Consider the following 26296-nt stretch of genomic DNA (forward strand, 5'->3'; position numbering starts at 1 on the left):
AGTGATATAAACGCCAACTATTCTTACTTATTGGTGACGTTTCTGTTTCCCGGCAGTTTTGAACACGCAGAGCACACTTCTCAAAACCCTTCAGGGTCTGGACGTTTTATACAACGGGCTTGCCCTGCTTTGTGGCCCTGAACTTGTCAACAGCCAGGAGAATCGGGGTCAGAGTGCTGACCATCAGCACCATGGCGGCATGGGTGACAGTGGCATAGGCGATACCTGTAACTGCCGGAACTGCAAATAAAATGAGCAGCGTCTGCTTTACAAAATAATGGTAGGTTCCCACCCCTCCGGGCGATGGTATCGCGATCCCGATCGCCGAGATGACGGTAATGACCAGGGCATCCAGCAGTGAGAGATCAAATGTTGTCTGCATGTCAAACATCCAGAACGGGATATAGGACATGAGCGTATACCCGACCCAGATCAGGCCGGTCAGGAGCACAAAAAGCCACCAGCGCTCCACCTCACGTGCAGCGGCGAGCCCCTCCCAAAACATCCGGAACAGCCTGCGGAGGCGCAGCACCCAGTACCCGAGCCATTCAAACTTTTCTGCCAGCGCCACCAGCATTTTCCAGGCGAGCAGCAGCAGTCCAAGGACCACGCCCCCCGCCAGGAGCAACCCGATTACCGTTTCCAGGGTCATGCCACCGCTGAAGAAGTCAACCGTCTGCCGGCCGAAAATCTGGCTTAGCAGCGATAGGTCGGTCACCAGGTACACCGAAACAATGAACATAAGAAACGCCATCACCCCCAGGTCAATTGCGCGTTCCAGCACAATGGTACCGATCAGTTTTGAAGAGCTCAGGTCCTCCCGCTTTGCTACATATACCGGCCGCGTCACCTCTCCCAGCCGTGGGAACACAAGGTTCAGCATGTAACCCGCCATCACCCCGGAAAAAAGAGTGAACCGGTCCAGGTCTTTTTTATCGTGTTCGATCAGCAGTTTCCAGCGCTCGGCTCTCAGGTAGTGACTGATAATTGCCACGATGACAAACGGGAGCACCCATCCAAAGCTGATCTGGCGCGCGTACTCCCATACTTCGCTGAATACGACATTGCGAAATGCCAGCCAGAGGAATACCCCGCCGACAGCAATAGTTCCCCCAATTTTCAGACCTTTTTTTAACATCAGGTTATCGGTGCTTCCTTTGGACTAACTGGTTAACGGAATTTTGGGTAAGATTGCTAATTTCGCATGTCGATTATTTCGGCCTGTTTCGGGTAATCCAGCACAAAAAGTCCCGGTTCCTGCTGAATAAACGAGCCTGCACCAAACGTGGTCGTAATTAAGTTATCTGCCTGGTCGCGGGCAAATACTCTGCGTGGAGTCAAGTCTCCCGCCAGGGTAATTTCCACCTGTTGGAATACTGAAAACGGGTCAGCCGATGCCAGCGTAATGAGTGTCTGGCTCTCTTTTTCCTGCTGGTTCTCCACCGTGTAGGTCGTGTCGGCGCCGTTGAGGAAGCGGGAAGGGGCAAAGTCATCTTCCTCCGCTTCATACGTGCTTACGATAACCCGGTTCCGGTTCTTGTCATAGACCCGGGAGGTTTCCCCGTCTACGACTACGGTCTGCTGGTTGTTCTGCACCTTGTACTTATTTTCCCCCACCCAGATCGTACCGCTCGTTTCCACCGTATCTCCGGTATAGGAATCTATATACTGGTGATTAAACTCCGACTTGAAAACCACTCCCTCTTTAAACTTGCCGATCAACCGGTCAAAAGGGGTTTCCTGTGCCTGCGTAGCTGTCGCGCCAAGCGACAGCAGCAGGCCTGTTAACAGAAGCAGCAACCATTTATCTATCAAATTCATCCAGTTCATCTAACACATGTTCCAATTCCTCTTCGTCCGATACCAGCACATCGCGGGCAGTACTGCCCTGGTACGGTCCCACGACACCGGCGTTATAGAGCTGATCGATAATGCGCCCCGCCCGGTTGTAGCCAATCTTGAGCTTGCGCTGCAACAGCGACACCGAACCCTGCTGATGGATGACCACAACTTTGGCCGCCGCTTCAAACAGTTCATCGATGTCATCAAGCGGATCGGGGATATCGCCGCCGGTTTCATCTTCGATAACGGGCAGGTGGTACGGTTCCTTGTATCCTTTTTGATTTCCAATAAAAGCGGTGATCCGTTCCACCTCTTCCGTGGAGACATACGCATTCTGAATTCGGGTCATGCCCCCACCGTTGGTATAGAGCATGTCGCCGCGCCCGATCAGCTGGTCGGCGCCGCTGGTATCCAGGATGGTGCGGGAGTCCACTTTCGAGGCCACCTGGTAGGCCACCCGCGCCGGGAAGTTGGCCTTGATCGTACCGGTAATCACATTCACTGACGGCCGCTGTGTGGCCACCACCAGGTGAATGCCGACCGCCCGGGCCAACTGTGCCAAGCGTGCAATCGGCTCCTCAATCTGCTTTCCGGCCGTCATCATAAGATCGGCCAGCTCGTCAATAACGACCACAATGTAGGGCAGGTGGCGGTGGTCGAGCTCCTCATCCAGTTCGCCGGCATCAAATTTTTCATTATACGCCTTGATGTCGCGCACCATCGCCATCTTCATCAAGTCGTAGCGCTCATCCATCTCCATCGTCAGGCTTTCGAGCACTTCCTGGGCGTCGGCGGTATCGGTGGTAATAGGCTCTTCGGAGCCCGGCAGCGTGGCCAGGAAATGATTCTGGATATTGCGATACAGTGAAAGCTCAATTTTTTTGGGATCAATCATCACGAACTTCAGGTTATCCGGGTGGCACTTGTAGAGCAGGCAGGTGATAATTGTGTTGATCCCCACCGTTTTGCCCGAACCGGTAGCCCCGGCGATGAGCAGGTGGGGCATCTTGGTCAGATCCCGCAGGAACACCTCGTTTTCAATGGTCTTTCCAAAAGCGACCGGCAGCTCCGCTTCCGTCTCCACGAATTTCTTGGTATTGATAACCGACTTTATAAAGACCGTCTCCCGCTTGCGGTTCGGTACCTCGATGCCCACCGCGGAACGTCCCGGGATCGGGGCAATAATGCGCAGCCCGTGCGCCGCAGTCGCCATCTTCAGGTCATTGGCGTAGCTTTCGATCTTACTTATTTTTACATCCGGAGCCGGATCCAGCTCATACAGTGTTACCGTGGGGCCGACGATAGCGTTGATGCTGCGGATCTCTATCTTGTGGCGCTTCAGCTTGTCCAGGATAATCCGCTTGTTTTCCTTGATCTCATCCAGATCCACCTCGTTCCCCTCGTTCGGTGGCGCATCCAGGATATCGATACCCGGGAACTTGTATTTTATCTCGGGAACCTCCTTCGCCTTGTCACGATTTTTGCGATCCAGCTCGCGTGCCCCGGCTTCCTCATCCCCTTCTCCCACAAACACCGAAACCTCTACATCATCGTCCTCATCCCCGATCTCCCCGTCGGCCACTTTCTCGGTCTTGCTCTTGTCCAGGATAGCCCGGGGGCGCTGATCCAGATCCTTGATCTCCTCCTGCTCCTGCCGGCGTCGCTGCAGATCCTCCTGTTCAGACGCTTCTACAATATCATCGATCGATCGTTCTCCGCCTGCCGGTACATGCTGTTGATCCGTTTCGGAAGAGGCGGTTCTACCCTGCTGCTTCATCTTCTTTTCCGCCTGCTGCTGGGCCTGTACCTCCTGCCGCCGTTCTTTTTCCGCCTTTTTATCGGCTTTGCGCCGGGCCCGCTCTTCTTTCCGCTGTTCAATCGACTCCCGCAAATTGGCAATCCAGCCCTTGACGGCATCCACCGTTTTTTGAAGGTCGCGATCCAGCAGCACCAGCACGGTTACCACGAACAGCACGCCCAGAATAATTATCGATCCGATGCCCGTAAGATTGTGCAGCAGGCTGGACATGGCGATGCCCGAAGCCCCCGGCCAGACCGAAGAGTAGGCTGACAATTCATTATAAAACCAGCCCAGCATGGTGGACAGCAGCACCATGCTCCAGAGCCCATAGACCGTGGCCCACAGCATCTGTTTAACCTCCCGCCCCCGAAACACAAACCAGCCGTATCCCATTATGATGAGTGGAATTATGATGCTGGTATACCCGAAAAGGCGGTATACAAACAGGTGGGAGAGGTAGGCCCCCACCACGCCCAGCCCGTTTTGTACCCGCAGGGCGGGCCCACGATCAACTGAAAAAATTGAATCTGACGAGAGGGACTGAATCAGGGCGTAGTCGGAGGTGTGGTACGTGACGATACTCAACCCGGTGAGGGTGGCTATCGCCATGATCAGAATCCCCAGGATCTCCATCTTGCGGGAGGCAGAGATTCCGCCGGCCATCGCGCCCGATTGTTTACTTTTTGCCATTGGCGTCCGTAATAATTCCTTCTTTCAGGGTTGGTAGTATATCCATCGCATTTAACCGGCTGCAAAAACCGATATCATCGTTTTGGGTTATTTCATCCAACCGCTTGGCGTGGTTCGATTTCCGCAGCGTCTGTTCTATATCATTACCAAATTTTTCGTAAAGACCAAAAGCGACTTTTGTTCCGTCGCTGGCCTCCTCGGTAAGCTCTCCACCCGACAATTCATGAATGATATTGCCCGCACAGAGCAGGTCCTCCAGCGCCAGGCGCCCCTTCCAGCCGGCACAGACCAGTACGATCTCCTGTTCCACTTCTCTCAGACGCCTCAGTATGCTCTCAAGGTTCAGAAAACTGCCGACCAAAATTTCCCTGGCCATCGTAGAACGTTTCAGGGCCTTGGTACCGTTGGAGGTTTTAAAGATGATGGTTTTATCCCTGACGGCTTCCTCGGTATACTCAAAGGGAGAATTCCCCAGGTCGTAGCCTTCCACTTTTTTGCCATCCTTTTCCCCACACAATAAAAAGTTGGGGGAATCGAGATTGATCGAAATTTTGCCCGCGGCGTCCATATCCTGCACCGGAATAACGCCCTTTGCCCCGTTATTCAGGGCTGTAACGATGGTGGAGCTCGCCCGCAGCACATCGATTACCACGGTCACTTTATCGCGCAGCTCTTCTTCTTGAAATGCGAGAGCTGAAACACAAATATCTATACTGTTAATCATGCAGAGTCATTAAATTAGTTAAATCAACAGGGAAATTGACGATTCAAACGTGAATCCCCACTTCGGCTAATATACGATTTTGATCGGGCAACTCAGTTATTTCTTTGAGATAAACGGGGGGCGGACGACAGTGGCCTCCGCCCTCTTATTTCTTATCTCAATGAAAACTTTTGTTCCCTCACCGGAAAAAGAGCGGTCGACATAGCCCATGCCGATAGCTATACCCAGGGTAATGGATTGCGATCCGCTTGTGACGAATCCGATCCGGTTTCCCTGGCTGTCCAGCATGCGGTACCCGGAACGGGGAATGGCCCGATCTTCTTCTACGGTAAACCCGACCAGTCTGCGCTGAACGCCCTCCTCCTTTATTTTCTGCAGTGCCGTCCGGCCGATAAACTCGCCTTTATCCAGCTTTGTCAGCCAGCCCAGACCCGCCTCTAGAGGATTGGTATCTTTCGTTATATCATTGCCGTACAGCGCATAGCCCATCTCCAGGCGCAGGGTATCGCGCGCGCCCAGTCCACACGGCCGGATACCGAATTCCGCCCCCGCCTCCATTATGGAATTCCATATCGCTTCCGGTTCTGCCTGGTTCTGGTCAAAATAGATCTCAAATCCCTTTTCGCCGGTATAGCCTGTGGCAGAAAACACGACATCTTCAAAACCGGCACATTTTCCCACCCGGTAGTGGTAGAAACTGATCGCGCTCAGATCAATATCCGTCAGTTTTTGCAGGGTTTCGACCGATTGCGGTCCCTGCACCGCCAGCAGGCAGGTATCCGCCGACTGATCTTTCACTTCAGCTTCAAACGTGTTGTGCCGGCGTATCCACCGCAGATCCTTCTCAATATTCGAGGCATTGACAACCAGGATATAACCGTCTCCGCCGGAAAGCCTGTACACCAGCAGATCATCCACAATACCGCCGTCTTCATAGCACATGGCGGAGTATTGAGCCTGGTTCTCCTTTAGCCGGGATGCATCATTGATCGTAACATGCTGTACCAGCTGTAATGCTTCCGGGCCGTGCACGTAAAACTCTCCCATATGAGATACATCAAACAGGCCTACGCCATTTCGCACGGCTTTGTGCTCTTTTGTAATGCTGCCGTACCGGACCGGCATATCGTACCCGCCAAAATCGACCAGTCGGGCCCCGAGATCCTGGTGGATGGTATAGAATGGAGTTCGTTTCGACATCTCTGTTCGTTAATAAATTCCAAATCTCCTGAAAAACTCCCGCTGTATGAGCGCGTCATGTTAAAAACAGGAGGTTGTACAAATTGCCCGAAATACAATGATTTCTTACCTGACAATTTTCCAATACTTATTTTCAGCGCTTGCAGATGATACTGTATCCGCTATCTTTTCCGCCTTGGAATATCTCACTTTATTCCCCTATTTGGCAAGAAATGATTCGGCCTGTTCCGTTGTACTGCGCCCGCCTGCAATATTCAGTGTCCAGAACTACTCAACGCCCCAACCATTGATCGCCATGCCCGCCCAAACGGCCCCGATGCCCACCAGGAGCTGCAGCGCCAGGTAAAGTCCGGTTTTCAGGAATGCGGATCGCTCCATCAGTACAAACGTATCGAGCGCAAAGGAGGAGTAGGTGGTAAACGCCCCCAAAAAGCCGGTAAGAACCAGCAGCCGAAGTTCTACAGAGAAGACGTGCCTCAGCTCCAGAAGAGAGACGAGATAACCGATCAGGAAGCATCCCATGATATTGACTACGACGGTTCCGGCAGGAAACGCCTCTTTGCTGATAAAAAAATACGTGGCTTCATCCAGCAGGTAGCGAAGGCAGGCGCCGGCAAAACCTCCCGCACCGACAAGCAACAACTTGTACATATACAATCTTTTTGAGTTTACATTGAATGCCAGAACAGGAGTCATCAGCTCTGCCGTTATTTACCGGGAGCGGTTAAAGGCGAACTCCATCGCCGTAAATTGAATCATAAAATAGCCAACGGCGGGAATTTAGCCAAGATTGGTCCCCATCCCTTTGAGCACCCCGCACCTGAAATGGGGAGCGCCTGCGATTTAAGTACCTCTTTATCTTTGGCCGCGCCAAGGGACCAGTTAACCCTGGAAAACGCTCAAGCAGTCGCGGATAAAGAGTACCGCCAGCCTGCAATGTCGCCGCTGTTTACCGTTGACCAGAGTTTCATTCCCCTGCCCGCATAAACTTTTACATTTAATGCTGATTGCAAGTTATATTAAGCAACTGTTTTTTAATACCTTATCCAAGCTTTGCGAAACATTGCCCTTTTTTGATTAAAGGGTATTTTTCCTTACCTTTTTTCATCTTTTTACAGGGCCTCGGAGGCCTGATATGGTACATACGCTCACTTTTCTAATCTAAATAACAGTACATAGTAACGCATTATGGATTTATTCGACAAATTGGAGGGCAGACCAGGTCCACTTGGGGAGTTCACTTCTGATGGATATGGATATTATACTTTCCCAAAACTTGAAGGTCCCATTGGGCCCGTAATGAAATTTAACGGTAACGATGTAATCGTGTGGAGTGTCAACGATTACCTCGGCGTTGGCAGCCATCCCGAAGTACAGCAGGCTGATATTGACGGTGCCGAAAAATATGGATTCAGCGCACCGATGGGCGCCCGCCTGATGACGGGAAACTCTGATGAACATGAGGCCCTTGAACGAGAACTGGCTGACTTCGCCCACAAGCCTTCTGCCCTGTTGCTTAATTATGGCTACCAGGGAATTATGAGTGTTATTCACGCCCTGGTAGATCGCAATGACTACCTTATTTATGATGAACTGAGCCACGCTTGCATTGTTGATGGGAAACAGCTGGCGATGAGCGACAAATCGGTCTTTAAGCACAACGATGTTGAAAGCTTTGAAAAACAGCTAAAGCGGGCCCACCGAAATCTCGGACCCAATGGTTCCGTACTGGTGGTAACTGAAGGGGTGTTCGGCATGACCGGTGACCTCGGCATTTTAAAAGAGATGATCGCCCTTAAGGAGAAGTACCCGTTCCGCCTGCTGGTGGATGACGCCCACGGATTCGGCACGATGGGGGAAGACGGTTCAGGGACCGGTACGGCTCTCGGATGCCATGACGGTATTGACATCTATTTTGGTACGTTTGCCAAGGCTGTTGCCCTGATCGGCGCTTTTGTGGCGACCGAGCCCCGTGTGGTTGAATTCCTGAAAGCCAATGCCCGGAGCCAGATTTTTGCCAAGTCGGTTCCCATGCCCATTGTAACATCTGCCCGCAAGCGGCTGCAGCTTATCAAGGACCACCCCGAGTGGCGCGACCAGCTGTGGGAAAATGCCACGAATCTGCGGAACGGACTCCGCGACATCGGCTACAACGTGCTGCCGTCGGAAAGCCCCGTAACGCCGGTTCTGACCAAGGGCAGCACCGACTTGTGCCAGACCATTATGCGACAGTTGCGTGAAGATCACGGAGTATTTGTCAGTGGCGTTACCTACCCGGTCGTACCAAAGGGCACCGTACTGTTGAGACTCATCCCAACTGCGGCTCACACCGATGAGCATATCGAAAAAACGCTCAAAGGCTTTGAGGCGATCAAGGATGTGGTATTCTCTGCAGGTGAGCGTTTATCAGCATAAGACAGGTTGAAAACCACTTGCGAACCTTTACATACAATTAAACCTCCAGGGTTTTATAACCCTGGAGGTTTTTTAGTTCGTGACTTTACTTTGCTCATTCAGACATTAGGAAAGAAATATTTTCAGGAGGTAAAGAGCTTTTTAAAGAAGCCGAGCACACCCTTCTCTTCATCATTGTTTTCTCCCTTGCGACCTCCACTCAATTTGTCATAACTTGGCTTTGGGAGCTCCAGTTCGTTACTTTTCTGGCGCTTTTTACTTCGTTTGCCGCGGCTTCTTTTCCCTTTTTTACGGTTTTGCCCTTTGTTTTTGCCCTTCTTCTGCTTTCGCTCCCGGACCTTCTTTTTCACTTCATCCGGCAGGGGCAGCTCCTGGGGTGCTTCGCCGAGCTCATTCTTCAGCTGATTGATATCACTTCGGTCCTGCTTTGAAACCAGTGAGACAATACGCCCCGCCTTGCCGTCCCTGACCAATCCGGCCCGGTACCGGTACTCATCGGGGTCGCCGGGCACATCGTAATTTATAACCTGTTTTACATTATCAAGGTCAAGCTCGGCGGCAGAGATATCTGCGATCAGCAGAAACTGGACATCGCCATTTGTAAAGTTGGCAAAGCGCTGGGCCCGCTTTTCGTCAGAAAGTTTGCCGTGCAGGCTGGTGGCTGAGTAGTTGCGCTTCCGGAGTACACGGTAGAGTCGATCCGTGCCCCGCTTGGAGGCTGTAAAAATGGCGCAGGTATCGGTGGGGCTGGAATCGATATGAGCCATCAGGGTGGTGATCTTCATCCGGTTGGGCACTTTGATATACCCCTGCTTCAACTGGCTTGGCACCTCCGGCGGCTCCTCCACCAGCTGTCCGTTGGAGCGTACCTGCTCAAACCCGACGACTTCAGGCTCATCCATGATAAAATCAGCCAGCGATTTGATCTCATCATTGAATTCGGCGGCATATCCCAGGGTCTGAAACTCACTAATGAGCCGCTTTTTAATATTCTTGATGGTCGACCCCATGCTGTAAGAAACAATATCCTCCAGCTTGTCGATGACCAACAGTTCTACATCACGGAGAACCATAAGATTGTCTTCCAGGATGTTCAGGAGTCGTCCCGGGTTGGCGACCAACACCTGCACGCCCTCCTTTACCTCCTGCTCCTGCTCTTCCCGCTTCCCGTCAAGTCCCACAGTCGCACATTCCACCTGGGCGTGATATCCCATGGCCCAAAAGAGTTCATCGATCTTCTGGCCATCTTCGTGGTTGGGCGTCAACACCAGCACCTGGGTTCCCTTTTCGGCCTCATCATCCTTCGTCTGGATAATTCTTTCAAGGGCCGGTATGATAAAAGAACCATATTTTCCCTTGTCATCATCGGTTGCTTTTACAAGGACGTCTTTCCCTTCTACGGCCAGCGGAATTACCGACTGTTGAATCTTTGTTGGTTCCTGGTAGTTCACATCTCGAAGCCCGCTCATCAGTTCGGGGCTCAGATTCATTTCATCAAACGTCAAAGTACTCACCTTCTTTTTTTGTTAGCATTTACTCCGTTCAGCTCGCTTCAAATGCAAACGAGCGCTCAACACGCAGGAATATACAAAACTTATATACTTTGCTCACATCCCTCAAAGTGATAACGTATGGTTCACTTAAAATTGTCATGCAATCCCAGGGTATACCCCTCAGCCCGGATATACTGGTACGTCATCAATACAATTAAACACAAGCCGATGAGGCCCAGTAATCCCGCCTCCGGGCCAAAACGTCCACCCGTAAACAGATCGGGTCCCGTTTCATTCACCTGCAGCAGGGAGCTGCGGGAGGGGCTGCCACTGACCGGAAAGCCGAAAATGCCCCCCTGGAAAAAATTCCAGGCCGCATGAATACCGCAGGAAAGTGCCAGGCTCCCGGTAAAAAGGTAGGGCAGAGCCAGTACAATACCCGCAAGAATAATATTTACGGTTGAAACCGCACTGGCATTGGGATTTCCGGCATGCATGATTCCAAACAGTATGGATGAAACAGCAATGGCCAAAAATACCACTGTTGTATATGATTTTTTGGAATACGAAAACCCCTCGATCATATTTGTAATCTGGTAGCCGCGAAACATCAGCTCTTCGTAAAATCCCACAAGCAGCATCCCCGCCAGGTACCCCAGCAGCGGCAGCGGGTAGGCCACGCTCCAGGCCCGCTCCCAGCCAAAACCGGAAAACGTGAGCCAGCCCATCAGCAGTTGAAGTACAAAAATACATCCCATGGCGAGCGCTCCCATGCCGATACCAACGCCCAGCTCGCTCCACCATCTTTTGTCGAATGCCAAACCCAGAGCAGCAAACGGGCGGTTGTCCAGGAAACGAACGGCGATCCACGTACTGAGCACAAAAGCGAAAGCACCAGGGAGGCGCCCCAGTAAAAATCCCGGCTGGTCGGTTCCATATGAAATGAGCATCTGGCCGGCATAAAGCAGGAAGATCATCAGCAAAAACTGGAGTAAAAGCCGCCATCCCGCCCTGAGGCGTTGCTCCTCAAAATTATAGAATATATTCATCAACTGAGAAACATTTAATGTTGAATATAAGTTGTAGGTGTCCTAACCTAGGATTTCATCCTAAAAGAACAAACTTTTTTATGAGTGACCGATTTGTACTGCACGCTTCCAAAGAGACGGTGGAAACCGCTTTTGGTGTAACGACCCAGCGCGACGACTACTTTGAGCCGAACTACAACATAACACCGGGTACCCGGGTCCCTGCAATTTTTTATGAAGAGGGGAATCGCAGAATCTATGATTTCCACTGGGGACTTATACCCGAGGGGGCTGAAAATGAAAAGGAGGGTCAGCAAAATCTTACCCTCCCGGTGGAGGCCCTGAATGATGAGAAGTATGCAACAGCGTTCAAACAGCACCGATGCCTCGTACCCGCCAACGGGTTCTACAAGTGGAAAACAGGTGAAAAGAAGAGCACCCCGTTTTATATTCGCCTGCTCTCAAACGAGGTGATGGGACTGGCAGCCCTGTACTCTGTCTGGCAGTCGAGCAGCGGGCGCGATGTCTACTCGTTCGCACTGATCAGTACCAAGGCCAACGCCCTTGTTCAACCGGTGGACGACCGGATGCCGGTCATCATACGACCGGAACATTATTCGGCCTGGCTTGGCGAAGGGGGCCCCGAGATAGCTGCAGAATCAGCGATACTCAAGCCGCTGGATCTCACTGAAATGGCGGTAAACCGGGTGACCGAAGAGGTCAACGACCCCGACAACAACCACCCGGAGCTGATCCAGCCAATACCCAAGTAATCTCAAAAGTCATCGTTCATAGTTCCCAGCTGGTGATTTTTTTGGGAATACTCATCATTTCTGCTTTACGCCTGGCATTTTCCGGTATCTGCGTGCAATACCAACGGTCTGAAACAAAGATGACAAGCCGGAAGCACCCGGCTTCACTCTCCCTGCTTGTAGATACGCATGGTGGGATAGGCCAGCTCGATGTCCTCCTCCTTTTCAAATTCCGTCAGGATATCCTCCCAGATCGACTGCCCGACACTCCGGCGGCGGCGCGGGTTGGATAGGTGGCGAATAGTGAGGTTGATCCCGCTGTCCTTTACATCTGTGTACACGATGGGCGTCAGGTAGCGATAATGAATCAGGTAGGATTTGCTCGCTTTTTTGACCTGCTGCTCGGCATCCGTAACTGAATCCTGCAGGTGTTTGTCCGCTATCTCCTGGAGAAGATCTTTGGCTTTTTTCCAGTTGCTCTCGAATGTGACCAGCACTTCCAGTTCATTCCAGATAAATTCAAAATCGCTGGTATAATTGGCAAGTGGTTCTGTAAACACCTTGTGATTGGGAATATGGATAACACGGCCGGTACTCTGGTCGGCATGTACCCAGTTGCCGATTTCCAGCACGGTGAATTTAAACACGCGCGTATCCACAACATCACCCTTTGTGTCTCCAATCTGGATCCGGTCTCCCACATCAAACGGCCGCCTCCAAATGATGAAAATCCATCCCGCAAAATCGGTTACAGGATCACGCAGGGCGATGGCCAAACCGGCAGAGAGCAGTCCCAGGAAAGTGGCTACGGACTGGAGCCCTTCAAACCATATTCGCCCCACAATAAAAGTCCCCAGGAAAACGATAAAATAGGTCAGGTTCTTCCGCCACTTGTATTGAACCGCGGTGTCCTTAACATTCCGGTTCACAATGCGGATTATAAAAAATCGGATCAGCCAGAGCACCAACACCACTGCAACAGACTCGATTACCTGCAGGGTTACCCCCGACGAGGTGCTGATGCTGTTGCCAAACCTGTCCAAAAAATCCTGAAAATCCATGATCGATTCACTCAAATTGGGAAGAATACCAATGTACAATAAATTACCATCAGGCTGAATGCAAAATTTTAGTTCTCACACACATTGTGATAGAACAGGATTTTGCCTAACTTTGTGGCTCTGAATAAAGAATCAAAGATATTATGCTTTATACCATAATCATTACACTAATCGTCATCATCAGCGTACTTCTAACGATTGTAGTACTGTTGCAACCCGGCCAGGGGCAGGGACTATCCGGCGGCGGAATAGCCGGTGGAATGGCGGGAGGAGGCGGACTTGGTGCACGGCGCGCCGCCGATCTGTTGTCGAAATCCACTTCCGTACTAGCCGGCGCACTGCTGGCATTGTCTGTGCTGGCCAACTTTGCGATCGATAATGAAGGTCCTGCTGAAAGTGCCGTACAGCAGAGCGGCGTTGAACAGCCGGTACAAGACAACATGAACAACCCGTCTCAAACACCTTCTGCGGTGCCGGAACTGCCACAAAACGAAGGCAACACCCAGGATGAGGGCGGCGCTGACAACAACGGTGGCGGAGACAATTAAGGGTTGTATACCCTGAACTTCCGGAACCTGATGCTGTTTGCGCCCCCCCCCGAATGGGTGCGACGAATATTAATTTTATCTTTCTGGTACTTTCAAACCTCCAGGGTTTTAAAACTCTGGAGGTTTTTTATATCCAATTTATCATCGGGGTGAGACGCTTTGCAGCAGGTCTACGCATTTCTTGCTCAACATTTGATCAAGAACGTATGACTGTAAGCCCCGCCCCCTCATTTGAGGGAAGTTTTACCACTCATTTCTAGCACCTCGGGCATCCTCAAAAACTCAAGGTCGCTTTTTCTCCTGGATGGAGGTGTTCCTTCTTATGTGACCTGAATACTCCCGCACTGTAAGTGCAGGCGTTCGTGTTTGGACTGAACGCCCTTCTCTATTCCAAACATTGCATCTTTTCTACAAGAAAGCTGATTACTTGTCTCCATGTTGGGTCCCTTCTCAAGGACGTTGCCAATTCGATTCCGCAGGGTTGGTGCATCCCCTGCGCCCCCTGCGCAAGTAGTTGCCAGACTTTTTGAGGAGGCTTTACGATCAAAAACAGGCATTAAAAAAAGGTCCCGATTGCGAAATCGGGACCTTTTTAACCTAAACATATAAAAAGCAACGATTATGTAGCTTCGGGTGCCGGTTCCTCAGCCGCCATTTCATCAACCGTTTTGATATCCGCTTTTTTCTGCCAGAAGTAAAAAATAGTAAACAGTATGATCAGGGAGGCCGGGAACAGCGTCATATCGGCCAGGGTCGCCTGTCCGGCTGCCAACTCCAGTTCGGAGCCTGAAAGCCCCTGTTCAGAATACATGGCGCGATTGGAATCAATCCAGCCACCGATAATCGGTTGAAAAATAGCCGTTGAGAACATCCCCATTGCTCCCAGCAGTGAAAGCCCGAGAGCTCCTGTTTTGGGTGCTCGTTTGGCTCCCGTGCCAACCATTACCGGCCAGAAGTAACAGATGCCGATAGCAAAGAAGACGGCCGCAACATATGCCATGACACCGGTTGAAACGCTAAACAAGTACGTACCGATCGTAGCAAAGACAGCTCCACCCAGCAGAACTCCCGGTTGACCGAGCGCTTTCACAACAGGTCCTGCAAAGAAACGTCCCACGGCCATCAATCCTGTGACCAGCGCAAGGATAATCATCGGGCTTGCACCACTTTGAGCCAATACAATTTCCACCCACTGTTGTGGACCGAACTCCGAGATAGCGGTCAGCGCAAAGCAGAAGAATATGAATAGAAACACCGGATTGGTGAGTGCCTTGACGTTTTCTTTTAATGATTTCATCTCCTCCAGCTTGGGCTCAGGGAATTTTTGTCCCCAGAAAAGACCGGCATAGGTAATTGTCGGAATCATGATAATCCACATCTGGGCTTCCCAGCCAAAACCAAGGCCTGTCGAAAAGTTTGAAATTAAGCTGCCGAGTACGATACCGCCCGGGAACCACATGTGGAACCGGTTCAGCATTTTGTCAACCATGTTGCCTTCGTAGGCATCAGCAATCATCGGGTTACAGGCCGCTTCCGTACAACCGTTTCCAAGTCCGATGAGCAGGGTGGATATTAACAGCGTGGTGTATCCCCCGGCATAGATCGTCAGGACGATACCCAGGGTATGTACCACAAAGGCAAATTGCATGATCCTTTTGGGACCAATAGCATTATAAAAAATACCGCCCAACACCATGGAAATGGGAAATCCAAAAAACCACATGGAATTAATAAAACCAAGTTGTTGTGCTGTCAACCCAAACTGATCTCCCAACTCCGGTAGAATACCAGCCCGGATGGCAAACGTAAAGGCCGTAGTAATTAGTGCAAAACAACTTCCCAGAAAGAGTCTTCGCTCGTTTACTTGTTCGCTCATATTATTTGTTTTGTTCTAAAGTTATAGTCACAGTTTATCACTCATCCACATATATAAGAGGCTGTATCCCCAGCAATCTAATCCCTTTTTATTAAATTATTTGATGGATAAGCTAATCCGCATTGAATATGATGATCTAAAATAGAAAAGTCATTAAAGAATTCAATTTTTTTGAAATTATTTTACGAAGGGTTTTTCAAAAGTACGGGCAGCCCTGTTGACTATGACCTTCGGGATTGCAAAAATATGTTATGTTTACATATAACCGGATTAAATTATTCCACATCGCCCATCAGCTTTTTAACGCCCGGACTGGCCAGCAGTGCGATAATACCACCACCGCCCACGAACATGGCCACACTCCAGAAGAGGCTGCTCGGTGCCAGCGTTTCCAACTGGCCGGCCACGATGCCAGCAAACAGGTTGCCCAGCGCGGCGGCGACAAACCACACACCCATCATCTGGCTGACCCGGCTTTGGGGGGCCAGCTTGGTCATGGATGAAAGGCCCACCGGCGACAGTGCCAGTTCGCCACAGGTATGCAGGAAATAGGTGACCACCAGCCACGATACCGAGACCGGGGCCTCCGGGCTTGCATTGGCTGCCCCCCAGGAGAGCACAAAAAATCCGGCGGCCAGGCCCAGAAGGCCGAGGCCGAATTTTACCGGTATCGACGGATTTTGGTCGCGCGTAGCCAGCCAGGTCCACAGCCAGCCGAAAATCGGTGCAAATATGACGATAAAGGTCGGGTTGATAAGCTGCAGCGTACTGGCCGGGGTTTCCCACCCGGTGCCGATTTGATTCAACAGCCAGTATAAAAAGATTAGGATTCCCACCGAAGAGATGCCGATCACCCATTTGGCGAGCGACCAGAGGTCATCGCGCTTAAAAACGCGAAATACGGTGTATCCAACCGGAAGTGCTATAAGAAATGTGATCAATGCGGAGCCGTATCCACCCAAAAAGGAACTGGGACCGAAGTTGCGCTCGGTCAGGTCCTGGGCAAAAAGGTTCAGGGATGAACCTGCCTGCTCAAAACCGCTCCAGAAGAGGGCGGCCAGGATAAAAAGCCAGAAAATAACCCCGAGCTTCTTCTTTTCTTCGGTGGTATGTCCTCCAAAAAAGATAATGTATCCAAAAAAGAGTACGGTGATAAGGACGGCTGCGTATCCCAGGTAACCCGCCATCGCCTCGAGCGTTACCTGGATGGCGCCGGAAGTCACCAGGAATCCAAACAGCACCAGCCCTGCAGCTATGAGAGAGACCATCCCGTAGAAGCGCCGGCCCCGCCTGTCGATCTTTTCCTGCGGCTCATCGATCTTAAGCTCCCCGGCATCTCCCAGAAACTTTCCACCAACCTTATAGGAGATCAGCCCAAGCACCATGCCGATGCCTGCCAGTGAAAAGCCGTAGTGCCAATTGTAGCCTTCGCCCAGCAACCCGCAAAGCAGGGGACCCAATATGGCTCCAAAGTTGATGCCCATATAAAAGATGGAAAAACCGGCATCGCGGCGGGCGCCCCCTTCGGGATAGAGGTCGCCAACCATGGAACTGACGTTGGGCTTTAGCAGCCCGGTGCCGATGACGATAAGTGCCAGGCCGAGATAAAAGAACGGCAGCGTGGGGATGGCCATGCTGAAATGCCCGGCGGCGATGATGCAGCCTCCCACAAAAACCGCTTTACGCTGACCCCAGAGTTTATCGGCCACCCAGCCGCCCGGCAGCGAAAGGACGTACACAAAAAAGGTGTAGAGCCCGTAAATAGCCGTGGCCTTGCCGACACTGAATCCCAGGCCCGGGTTGCTGCCGATCGCTTCGGCCGTCATAAAAAGGACCAGGAGCGCCCGCATGCCGTAATAGCTGAATCGCTCCCACAATTCAGTAAAAAACAGCGTGGAAAGTCCCCTTGGATGGCCGAAAAAATCTTTCCTCTGTGCGTCTATTGTACCTCCTGCTTGTCCATTTCCCATATACGTATGTTTTCATTCGAATTGCTGTTCCGACGGATACCACAGACAGACGCGTTCATGATAATTAAACCGCTATAGTGAAGCAACCTGAAAAGCCGGTACAAGTGCCAATTTTGATCAGAGAGGGGTCCATATTGGGTAACTTTACAGCATGATATTTGTGGGAAGCTACTGTGAATTAAATAATATGAGCCTGGTTTAAGAATTTGGCAGAGCCAGCGTTTTCTTGTCAACAAGACCGTGTTGTTTCTGTTCATATTATGTGACGAAAAAATAACCTTCTACCATCGCCGGCTGGTGAAATTTTTGTTGCGGTCACTCAATCAACAAAAATTTCGAAGGCCGGAACGATAGCAGCAATAAAATAAATGTTTTTGGACATTCTTACCCCGACTTGACGTTAAGTAACTTCGAGGTCGTAACGCCGGTGCCACATCATCTGCATCTAGCGGGACATTTTCTCCTTGAAATGCAGGCTGGCTTTAACGATGAGCCATCCGTATCCTTAACGTGGCTGTTGTATGTGATGAAACCTGCGGTATTGCCTGCACGTGAACCGGGAATACAAGTTTAACCGTCTAACCTTACTACTATGGAAACGCTGCTTATTGCTATTGGCACCATCCTGATTATTGTGGGATTTGTGGGGTCCTTCTTACCGATCATGCCGGGCCTCCCCTTTAGCTATGCGGGACTGCTGGCTTTGCAGCTCACAACGACGCCCCCTTTTAGCCTGCAGTTTATGATTACCTGGGCCATTATTGTGGTTGTGTTGATGGTGCTTGACAACGTTATCCCCGCCTATGGAACCAAGAAGTTTGGCGGCTCCGCCTACGGAATATGGGGCAGTATTGTGGGACTCCTGGCAGGATTTTTCTTTCCCCCTGCCGGCATTGTTGCCGGTCCGCTGCTCGGGGCTTTTGCCGGTGAGCTGATTGCCGGTAAAACGACCGACCGCGCCTTTAAGTCGGCCCTGGGTTCGTTTGCCGGACTCCTGGCAAGTATTCTGCTGAAAGTCATTGCTGCAGCCATGATGGGTTATTACTTTTTCAGCCATTTATAACAGTAGGATGATTTAGGGTTACTCTATAACGTTACGTTTCCCTTCGCCGGAGCTAAAACCATGGAACTTGATCTTAATCTGGTGCGGGCGTTCGCTCGTACTATCCACGGATCAACCAAAGGCTCAAGCGAGACGCTTGCGCCAGAACAGAGGTATTAATTGTTTCTTTACGCTCCAACTACGGTCACTGTACCAACAAAAATTTCAACGGCCGGAGAGGCCGTACAGCAATAAACTTATTTTGGGTCATTCACATCCCGAGTTGACGTTATTTACAATGTGAAACTGTTGAGGCAATATTTGCTGGGAAAACTCTGAGATATACCATTTTATATCAGCACAGTTGATCCTTGTCTCTATATTCCACTTACTTAAACCGCCTGCAGCTTGTCGATCGGGCTTTTGACGATACTTCCTTTGTTCCTGATAATATGGGTGTATATCATGGTTGTTTTAACATCCTTGTGGCCCAACAACTCCTGTACGGTACGAATATCATAGCCATCTTCCAGTAAATGAGTTGCAAAACTGTGGCGCAGCGTATGGCAGGTGGCGTGCTTGTTGATTCCTCCCTTTTTGACCGCCTGTTTCACTTTTCGCTGGATGGTAGAGTCTGACAGGTGATGGCGGTGCACCAGTCCCGACCGGGGATCTTTGGAGCGCCTGGGAGAGGGGAACAGGTACTGCCATTTCAATGTTGCTGCTGCATTGGGATACTTTTTACTCAGCGCTTTGGGGAGAAGCGTTTCAGCATAGCCGGCAGCTGCATCTTTTTTGTGAATCAATTTCACCCTTTGCACCTGTTCCTTTAATTGCTGTTTCGAGGTTTGGGGAAGTACGGTAATACGATCTTTCTTCCCTTTGCCGGAACGAACCTGAATCTGGTTGTATTCAAAATCGAGATCCAGCACCCGCAGACGCAGACATTCCGAAATACGAAGTCCGGCCCCATACAGCAACTGGGCTATCAGACCGGGGACCCCTTCCATATGTGCCAATACGTTCTGCACTTCACTACGGGTCAGAACCACCGGCAACTTTTTGGGTTTCTGTGCCCGCGTAAAGTCCATCATCTCCTCCAGGGGATCTTCCAACACATGGTTATACAAAAAAAGAATAGCACACAGCGCCTGGTTCTGCGTTGATGCCGCCACGTTACGATCTTCCGCCAGGTAGTTAAGATAGGCTACTACTTCTGGTTCCGCCATGTCCTTTGGATGGGTCAGATTATGGAATTTCACAAACCGTACAATCCACGAAGTATAGGCCTGCTCGGTTCGGTAGCTGTAGTTTCTGCGCCTGATTTCGGTTTTGAGTCTACTCAGCAGTGAAGATTTTGACATACCGCGCCTCTCTTTTCTCTTTGTTGAGGACTTTGAAACTGTTTTTTGCCCAATCTCGGTATGTTCGCGAATTCCGATTCCTCACTTGTAATGGATAAAAAGCGGTTTCGAATTCGCTGAAGCTTGGATACCGGACAAAAGCCCGTTTTTTCAAAGCCTCTTTGTTGCTGTTTATTTAAAAGTTGAATCGGATTATGAGATTGTAAAACATTACTGATGGTGTTAATGAAGAGTTTGTTATAAATCCAGTTCCCAGCGCTTACCCAGCGGGACATAGCATAATGAAGAGCTTTTCATTCAAAAAGCCACGTAGACTTTTTTGGATTCCCCGAACTTGAATTCTCTTGTATTAGTGGATAATAAAACCTGCGTTTTTCTATTCCAACAGTACCCTCTACTCAATAGACCGATAGACCCGTAATTCCTTACAAAATAATTTGATATTACATCAAGACCTTATGCTGCATCTCTTGACATAATATTTTATGATAACAGGTGCTTATTCCTCTTAGCCCGGACACCACACTTGCACATAACACTATATGCTATTATGCTTGTTGATATAAGTTTAAGTTAGCCGTACTTGTTAATTAATCATCGAGACTATGCTTCAAAATGTTATAAATAGCTTGACAAGCAACCTAAAATCACTAAGAGAATTTGTTGATCTGGTTGATTCATTTCTAAAGGAAAAAGAAGATGAAATATATAAGAAACGTGAAAAAGATCTCATTCCGCTACAAGCAGGAGCTAGAAAAATAAGAAGTATTGATCCCGATTCTGATGTTGAATTTACTGATGAACATCTTAAAAAAATGCAGGAAGAATTTGGAGGTGAATTCGAAATAAAGATTCCGGAAAGTGAAGAATCTGATCTAGCTTTTAAAATAGTTGGTGATCATCAGGAGCGCTTTGATGAAGCATTAACAGAACTAAGAAAATCCTCAGAAAGAAGTCGATTGTTATATTATAGTGCTTTGATGAATCTTACATCAATAGTTGAATGGTTTTTTTCTCAAATTCTGCATTTTTATTTCGACAAATATCCAAGTGCGATTGGAAATAAAGACAAAGTTTTTAGCTATGAGGATCTAAAAGGTTTTGATACTATAGAGGATGCAAGAAATCATTACAAACAAAATAAAATTGAAAAAATACTCAGAGAATCATTCAAAGAATGGGTTATTTTTTTTAGAAAAAGTAGTTTAAACTTAAGTATGTCTTACATAGATCAATATGAAGAAATGCTTTATGAAACCTTTTTAAGACGAAATCTAGTAGTGCATAATGCAGGTCGTGTAAATTCAACATACTTACAAGAAGTGGCCGACAATTATGCTAAAAAAGTCGAAACCGACGAAAAACTAGAGGTTACGAGAGCTTATTTAGATGAGAGGATTGATATCTTCGAAAGAAATTGCGTGTTAATAGCACTCGAACTTTGGAAAAAGCTAGATCAAGATGATGAAGAAAGAGCCTCATTTTTAGATCATCTTAATTATTATTATTTGCAAGAAAAGCGGTTTAATGTATCCAAATCAACCAGCTATTTCTTAATGAACGATAAAAATATGTCTGAAGAATATATTTTATCTGGTAAATTAAATTATTGGTTAAGTGAAAAGAGGCTTGGTAATTGGGAGCAAATTAAAGATGACGTCATGGATGCTAATTTTAATGCTAAAGACAAGCTATTTCAATTAGCTTACCATTCATTATGTGAACAACCTGACGATTTCTTTGAACTTCTACCTCGGGCTTTAAAAAGTGAAGATATAACTATTGAAAGAGCAGAAGAATTCCCAATTCTAGCGGAGATGAGGGAAGACGATAGATTTGAGGAAATTTTAGACAAATTTAAAAATAAAAACTAGTAGTACGGCTAACCCGCGCATTAACGCGGACGCACCTCGCCAATTCTCTGCCCTCCTTGGTTTTAAGTCTCTTCTTTCGTTAGTTGCTAATTCAACAGAAATGTGTGCGCCGGTTATGCGCAAGGTCGTTATACCCACTAAAATTCAGTTGCTAATAATTATTTATTCCATTCGTTTTTTAGTAGATTTATAAAAACAAAACTGATTATCATGATTACTGATTTCAACAAAATTGAAAATTCGGCGCTAAAATTAGACGAAAATCATCGTGCTGAACTTGCCAAGCGTCTTATTGCAAGCCTTGACCAACAAGTGGATCAAGATATTGAACAGGCCTGGATCCAAGAAGTAAATCGCAGAAAAAAAGAACTTAATTCCGGAGAGGTTGATCCAATTTCGGCTGAGGAAGTTCTTTCAAATGCCCGAAAATTGCTTCAAAAGTGACAATCGATTTTCATCCAGAAGCGCAAAACGAATTCCTTGCCTCAATCAAATATTATAATCAGAAAGCAGCAGGTCTCGGCGATCAATTTTACGATGAAGTTCAAACTGCTTTAGCTTTACTGCGATCATTTCCTGAAATTGGAAGTCCATTTGAAGCATCTATCCGCAAACTTCCACTCAATCGTTTTTCTTTTGCCCTGGTTTATAAGTACGAGGGAAAAAATAATTACTTAGAAATTTATGCTGTCATGCACCAGAATCGTAAACCAGATTATTGGACTTCTCGGAAGTGATCGATGGGTATAACCAGCGCTTCAAGCGGACCGGCCTCGCCGCGGGGTTGCCAGTTTCCCTGATTTTGATTACCCTTTCTTTTAGAAACAATTTTAATACTCTGGCGCCGGCCGCTTAAGCGCAGAGCGTTAGGCTGCTCGGGCAAGGCCATCCCATTTTGTCGTCAGTTATTGCCACATTTTTTGCTTCTGTTCTGCCCCAAAATAGCATCCGTTTTCTTGCTCGTTTTAACAATTGCTTCTGTCGGGATGGCTGCAACATTCCAGTTTTAGACCAGGTTTAACGAGTGGCTATTCCAAATTTGTAGCTGCTTTCCGGCTTGGTGCCTCCCCGCTCCCTTCCCCGTTTTGGCGCTGGCGCCCGCGCTTCGGGCCTATCAATCCTGCTTCTTTTCGGGGTTTCCTTCATCGCAGCCCAAGGGTACCTTTCCCAGCCTAACCAGCGCTTCAAGCGGACGTGACTCGCCGGGGCTCTCCCAGTATTGGTCGCTCTTTGGGGGCGGTTTTGGGCCGGTGCTTTTCAACAATGCGGCGGCAACAGCCGGTCTCCCCTCTGGATTTTCCTGCTGGCCTCGTTAAATGGTCACGGGTGTTGCTTTTTTCGTCGCTCCCTTTTTGCTTGTGTTTTCGCTCGTAGTTTTTAACTTGGTTCTCAATCGTAATCACGCAGCTTAAGCGCAAGGTCGTTAGGTGGCTTCTGATTTAGAAACTTGAAATATGACTCAAATAAGGGATTTTTTTAAAGATAATTCATCAAACACCAATTGGGAGAAGGATCTAAAGTATCATCATGAGAACCGCGATCCTGAAGAGAATAAAGAAACAACACCACCTGAAGATGAAAAAGTTTTTATTCCAACAATTTGGGCAATGGAGGCATATCCTCCATCTTATTTTTCAAATTTAGAATCAAGAATTCACCAACTAGGATGGATTGATTCAGACAAGTATTCGAATTCTGACTTTTTAAAGAAATTATCACAATATAGATTAAGAAGCTCGGGATGGGCTTCAGTAGGTATCGGTTATGTTTATCCGCATACAGATAAAAACAAGGTCTATCCTAGACCAAGAAAAGCTAAACTACCAAGTGGCATTGATTGGGTTTATTTAAATGCATTTCAATATTTACCCAGCACTACCATTATTTCCTTTCAATTTAAATTAAAAGACAAGATTTCAAGTTCAGTTGAAGAGTCACTGAGAAAGAAATACAAGACATACTTCAAGGAAACTGAGACTGGTTATTCAATTCACTCTGTCAGTAATCAAAAACAAAAGAATACAAAGCTAACTAGAGAATATCTGCGATCTATATGTAGAAAGTGGGTCAAAGAAACTTTGCCTGGTTACTTTTCATCTAAAATTTCAGTTAATAAAATTCCTACTAGTGAAGTTTTAATCTTAGAAAAAGCTCAGCCTTTTTCAGAAGTTAAAGGCTTTCCTTCCTATGAGAATATTCTGGACATCAATAATAAATTTTGGGCATGGGAATCTGAAGAAATGCCAGAATTTTATATGTATTTGGATGCTAATAAAGTCAGTAATGCTGATTGTCTTGTTTTTACTGCAAATAAAACAAAGCTTTGGATGAGATTGACCTTTCAAATTATGGTAGTAGAGATGAAATTGAAGCATTAACACATTGGCTGAAAGATATAAATTCATCGTTAAGTTTATGGGCGTTATCAAAATTGGCCCAAAGTTTCGAGGAATCATTAACCCAACTTAGAGATCGATTTGGATCAATAAATATCGATGATACTGATAAAGCACTTGAAAAGTCACAAATACTAAGTAAAAACTTTGCTGACTTACAACGAAATTTGGTCCCGTTTATAACTGAATTAGACAACTTTTGTGATCGATATTACGCTGACCTGCCATTTAATATTGAATTTCAAAGAGTTGAAGAAAGGCATTCTGATCATCTATTCTTTGCCCAACAAAGAGAATGGCTTACAAAGTTGTCAACCCAGTTAAAAAAATATGAAAAAGAATCCCAAAGAGTTGTTGACAGGATAAATCAATTAATCGCATCGAAAATAAATAGTGAAGTTTCAAAAAGTAATAACAGGCTTCAAAGGGGAGTATTTTGGATGACAATGGTCTTAATTTTATTGACCATAATTTTAATTTTTGCTGACTTGGATAATATAGTCACGAATATTAGTGCTTTATTTTGAGGATCATAACAGCCACCTAACCCGCGCATTAACTCGGACAGGCCTCGCCATCTCCTTGCCTCCCTTTCATTTATTGGTTAATCTATCATTTTGTAATTAATTCAACACTATTGCGCCTGCCGGTTATGCGCAATGTCGTTAGGTGGCGCAAAATGCTATTCAGAAATTGGAATACTTCTTACTTTTTACTACCGTTATAATATAAGCCACCTGTTAAACTAATAATCTAATTATTATGGCTGAAGCAACATTAAAGCAAAAAGTGATGGATAGCATCGAAAAACTGCCTCAAAATGCTACTCTAGATGAAATTATGGAGCGTATTTATTTTATCCACAAAATTGAAGTCGGTCTAAAACAGTCGAAGCAAGGTGATGTACTAGAACATGAAGAGGTACTGAACAAAATTGATCAATGGTAACACTGCATTGGACTCCTCAAGCTGTTGAAGACCTACATGCAATTTTTGAACACATTAGTCATGACTCCAAGTCAGTAGCAAAATTATTTGTCGAAAAAATATATTATCGAGTTGATCAGCTAAGACACTTTCCTTTAAGCGGTAGGAAAGTTCCAGAAGTTGACGATCCCAACATTCGCGAATTAATCTACAAGAATTACCGGATTGTCTATTACTCCCATAATAAGGAACTTGTCCGAATTTTGACTGTATTCCATTCGAGTAAAAATTTTGATAATACTCATTTGCCAGAATAATCTGCGCCTACCTAACAAGGCGCTTCAACGGGACGCACCTCGCCAGGTCTTGCCCACTTTTGGCTTTTTAGCTTTCCAATCATTATTTATCAACTCAACATTATTTCGTGCGCACCTTATGCGCAATGTCGTTAGGTAAACCTTTCTCAATTTCTTGGCAATAATCCTTTCTTGACAATGTTAACATTATTGTTAACTTATGATCTATGAGACAAATCAAATTCTATCGTAAGAAATCCGGAAAAGCTCCGGTCGAGGAATTTTTAGATTCATTAAAACCAAAACATGCTAAAAAAGTTACCTGGACGCTTCGACTTATTGAAGATATGGATCAAGTCCCTGTTCAATATTTTAAGAAGCTGAAAAATACTGACGATATTTGGGAAGTTCGTGCTCGTATTGGCTCCCATAGTTTTCGGCTCCTCGGATTTATTACAGGCGATGAATTTGTTGTTTTAACAAATGGATTTAAGAAAAAATCCCAAAAAACACCCAAACAAGAAATTGAGCTAGCTGAGCAGAGAAAAGCTGATTATTTAGCTCGAAACGGAGGTTCAAAATGAGTGATCTTCAAGCTTACATAACAAAACGAAAGAAAGACGATCCGAAATTTGCGGAAGGTTTTGAAGAAGGATATCTGCATTTCAAAATTGGTGCGTTGTTGAAGCAAGCCCGGGAAAACGCTGGCTTAACGCAAGCAGAAGTAGCCAAACAAATGAATACCCAAAAAACAGCTATTTCTCGCATTGAGAATCATGCTGAAGATATCCGGCTATCAACTCTTGAAAAATATGCCAAGACATTTGGTAAGACACTTCGCATTGAATTAGTAGATTAAGGTTTACCTAACTAGCGCATTAAGGGGACGCACCTCGCCTGGTCTGAACTTGCTACATTTTGGTGGACACCCAGTTAAGCCATAGATTGTTGCCGAAATTTATGACAAACACTAGTTATGGCAAACCAAAAAAGACGA

Annotated in this window: 26 protein-coding genes and 1 riboswitch; of the genes, 14 read left to right on the forward strand and 12 right to left on the reverse strand. The window is 47.5% G+C overall.

Going from position 1 to position 26296, the window contains the following annotated elements:
• Positions 1-106 precede the first annotated feature (106 nt).
• From ACG2F4_RS01670 to crcB, 6 genes are all read right to left on the reverse strand, one after another.
• Positions 107-1138 carry a lysylphosphatidylglycerol synthase transmembrane domain-containing protein gene (locus tag ACG2F4_RS01670; protein WP_395257639.1) on the reverse strand — a complete coding sequence of 344 codons (1032 nt, stop codon included), beginning with the start codon at positions 1136-1138 and terminating at the stop codon, positions 107-109.
• A 56-nt stretch (positions 1139-1194) separates the two neighbouring features.
• Complete coding sequence (locus tag ACG2F4_RS01675) at positions 1195-1830, reverse strand: outer membrane lipoprotein carrier protein LolA (RefSeq protein ID WP_395257641.1); 636 nt, start codon at positions 1828-1830, stop codon at positions 1195-1197.
• A complete protein-coding gene (locus ACG2F4_RS01680; RefSeq protein ID WP_395257643.1) occupies positions 1805-4333 on the reverse strand; it encodes a DNA translocase FtsK 4TM domain-containing protein in 2529 nt (842 codons plus the stop codon). Before ACG2F4_RS01680 ends, ACG2F4_RS01675 begins: the two co-directional genes overlap by 26 nt.
• Positions 4320-5057: a 2-phosphosulfolactate phosphatase gene (locus tag ACG2F4_RS01685; protein WP_395257645.1), complete on the reverse strand. Its 738-nt coding sequence runs from the start codon at positions 5055-5057 to the stop codon at positions 4320-4322. Before ACG2F4_RS01685 ends, ACG2F4_RS01680 begins: the two co-directional genes overlap by 14 nt.
• Positions 5058-5153: 96 nt before the next feature.
• On the reverse strand, positions 5154-6257 hold the full coding sequence (gene gcvT / locus ACG2F4_RS01690; protein ID WP_395257647.1) for a glycine cleavage system aminomethyltransferase GcvT: 1104 nt from the start codon (positions 6255-6257) through the stop codon (positions 5154-5156).
• A 267-nt stretch (positions 6258-6524) separates the two neighbouring features.
• Positions 6525-6908: a fluoride efflux transporter CrcB gene (crcB, locus tag ACG2F4_RS01695; protein ID WP_395257649.1), complete on the reverse strand. Its 384-nt coding sequence runs from the start codon at positions 6906-6908 to the stop codon at positions 6525-6527.
• 28 nt (positions 6909-6936) lie between these two features.
• Positions 6937-7011, reverse strand: a riboswitch (Fluoride riboswitch).
• Between crcB and ACG2F4_RS01700 the strand changes: the two genes are divergently transcribed.
• Together ACG2F4_RS01700 and ACG2F4_RS01705 are read left to right on the forward strand one after the other, a co-directional pair.
• Positions 7008-7244, forward strand: a complete 237-nt coding sequence (locus ACG2F4_RS01700; RefSeq protein WP_395257651.1) for a hypothetical protein — start codon at positions 7008-7010, stop codon at positions 7242-7244. Its footprint overlaps the riboswitch before it by 4 nt.
• Before the next feature lie 201 nt (positions 7245-7445).
• Positions 7446-8672 carry an aminotransferase class I/II-fold pyridoxal phosphate-dependent enzyme gene (locus ACG2F4_RS01705; protein ID WP_395257653.1) on the forward strand — a complete coding sequence of 409 codons (1227 nt, stop codon included), beginning with the start codon at positions 7446-7448 and terminating at the stop codon, positions 8670-8672.
• Between the two features lie 122 nt (positions 8673-8794).
• Here the strand turns inward: ACG2F4_RS01705 and ACG2F4_RS01710 are convergent, their stop codons facing one another.
• A complete protein-coding gene (locus ACG2F4_RS01710; protein ID WP_395257655.1) occupies positions 8795-10186 on the reverse strand; it encodes a DEAD/DEAH box helicase in 1392 nt (463 codons plus the stop codon).
• A gap of 122 nt (positions 10187-10308) precedes the next feature.
• Positions 10309-11214 (reverse strand): lysostaphin resistance A-like protein, encoded by a 906-nt coding sequence (locus tag ACG2F4_RS01715; protein WP_395257657.1) that lies wholly within the window; start codon positions 11212-11214, stop codon positions 10309-10311.
• Positions 11215-11294: 80 nt separating this feature from the next.
• Here ACG2F4_RS01715 and ACG2F4_RS01720 point away from each other — a divergent pair, with 80 nt between their 5' ends.
• Positions 11295-11966 (forward strand): SOS response-associated peptidase, encoded by a 672-nt coding sequence (locus ACG2F4_RS01720; RefSeq protein WP_395257659.1) that lies wholly within the window; start codon positions 11295-11297, stop codon positions 11964-11966.
• A 143-nt stretch (positions 11967-12109) separates the two neighbouring features.
• Here the strand turns inward: ACG2F4_RS01720 and ACG2F4_RS01725 are convergent, their stop codons facing one another.
• Complete coding sequence (locus tag ACG2F4_RS01725; protein ID WP_395257661.1) at positions 12110-13006, reverse strand: mechanosensitive ion channel family protein; 897 nt, start codon at positions 13004-13006, stop codon at positions 12110-12112.
• Positions 13007-13149: 143 nt separating this feature from the next.
• Here ACG2F4_RS01725 and secG point away from each other — a divergent pair, with 143 nt between their 5' ends.
• Positions 13150-13554, forward strand: a complete 405-nt coding sequence (gene secG / locus ACG2F4_RS01730; RefSeq protein ID WP_395257663.1) for a preprotein translocase subunit SecG — start codon at positions 13150-13152, stop codon at positions 13552-13554.
• Positions 13555-14173: 619 nt separating this feature from the next.
• Here secG and ACG2F4_RS01735 read toward each other — a convergent pair.
• A complete protein-coding gene (locus ACG2F4_RS01735) occupies positions 14174-15430 on the reverse strand; it encodes an MFS transporter (RefSeq protein WP_395257665.1) in 1257 nt (418 codons plus the stop codon).
• Positions 15431-15705: 275 nt separating this feature from the next.
• Positions 15706-17400, reverse strand: coding sequence for a peptide MFS transporter (locus ACG2F4_RS01740; protein WP_395257667.1), 1695 nt, complete (start codon positions 17398-17400; stop codon positions 15706-15708).
• Between the two features lie 592 nt (positions 17401-17992).
• On the opposite strand from ACG2F4_RS01740, the gene ACG2F4_RS01745 reads away from it, so the two are divergent.
• The gene (locus ACG2F4_RS01745; RefSeq protein ID WP_395257669.1) at positions 17993-18463 is read left to right on the forward strand and encodes a DUF456 domain-containing protein; all 471 of its coding nucleotides are present in this window, start codon (positions 17993-17995) and stop codon (positions 18461-18463) included.
• A gap of 371 nt (positions 18464-18834) precedes the next feature.
• On the opposite strand, the gene ACG2F4_RS01750 is transcribed toward ACG2F4_RS01745, so the two are convergent.
• Positions 18835-19806: an integron integrase gene (locus ACG2F4_RS01750; protein ID WP_395257671.1), complete on the reverse strand. Its 972-nt coding sequence runs from the start codon at positions 19804-19806 to the stop codon at positions 18835-18837.
• Between the two features lie 605 nt (positions 19807-20411).
• On the opposite strand from ACG2F4_RS01750, the gene ACG2F4_RS01755 reads away from it, so the two are divergent.
• From ACG2F4_RS01755 to ACG2F4_RS01795, 9 genes are all read left to right on the forward strand, one after another.
• Positions 20412-21680: a hypothetical protein gene (locus tag ACG2F4_RS01755; RefSeq protein ID WP_395257673.1), complete on the forward strand. Its 1269-nt coding sequence runs from the start codon at positions 20412-20414 to the stop codon at positions 21678-21680.
• A gap of 210 nt (positions 21681-21890) precedes the next feature.
• Positions 21891-22124, forward strand: coding sequence for an addiction module protein (locus ACG2F4_RS01760; protein WP_395257675.1), 234 nt, complete (start codon positions 21891-21893; stop codon positions 22122-22124).
• A complete protein-coding gene (locus ACG2F4_RS01765; RefSeq protein WP_395257677.1) occupies positions 22121-22417 on the forward strand; it encodes a type II toxin-antitoxin system RelE/ParE family toxin in 297 nt (98 codons plus the stop codon). The genes ACG2F4_RS01760 and ACG2F4_RS01765 overlap by 4 nt, the downstream gene beginning before the upstream one ends.
• A gap of 717 nt (positions 22418-23134) precedes the next feature.
• Positions 23135-24058 carry a hypothetical protein gene (locus ACG2F4_RS01770; RefSeq protein ID WP_395257679.1) on the forward strand — a complete coding sequence of 308 codons (924 nt, stop codon included), beginning with the start codon at positions 23135-23137 and terminating at the stop codon, positions 24056-24058.
• Positions 24004-24603 (forward strand): hypothetical protein, encoded by a 600-nt coding sequence (locus tag ACG2F4_RS01775; RefSeq protein ID WP_395257681.1) that lies wholly within the window; start codon positions 24004-24006, stop codon positions 24601-24603. The genes ACG2F4_RS01770 and ACG2F4_RS01775 overlap by 55 nt, the downstream gene beginning before the upstream one ends.
• A 235-nt stretch (positions 24604-24838) precedes the next feature.
• Positions 24839-25024, forward strand: coding sequence for a hypothetical protein (locus tag ACG2F4_RS01780; protein ID WP_395257683.1), 186 nt, complete (start codon positions 24839-24841; stop codon positions 25022-25024).
• The gene (locus ACG2F4_RS01785) at positions 25018-25320 is read left to right on the forward strand and encodes a type II toxin-antitoxin system RelE/ParE family toxin (RefSeq protein ID WP_395257685.1); all 303 of its coding nucleotides are present in this window, start codon (positions 25018-25020) and stop codon (positions 25318-25320) included. Before ACG2F4_RS01780 ends, ACG2F4_RS01785 begins: the two co-directional genes overlap by 7 nt.
• A gap of 206 nt (positions 25321-25526) precedes the next feature.
• Positions 25527-25883 (forward strand): type II toxin-antitoxin system RelE/ParE family toxin, encoded by a 357-nt coding sequence (locus tag ACG2F4_RS01790; RefSeq protein WP_395257687.1) that lies wholly within the window; start codon positions 25527-25529, stop codon positions 25881-25883.
• Positions 25880-26158: a helix-turn-helix domain-containing protein gene (locus ACG2F4_RS01795; protein ID WP_395257689.1), complete on the forward strand. Its 279-nt coding sequence runs from the start codon at positions 25880-25882 to the stop codon at positions 26156-26158. The genes ACG2F4_RS01790 and ACG2F4_RS01795 overlap by 4 nt, the downstream gene beginning before the upstream one ends.
• The last annotated feature ends 138 nt before the right edge of the window (positions 26159-26296 follow it).

This window comes from Halalkalibaculum sp. DA3122 (assembly GCF_043951865.1).
Lineage (GTDB): Bacteria > Bacteroidota > Rhodothermia > Balneolales > Balneolaceae > JAMQKA01.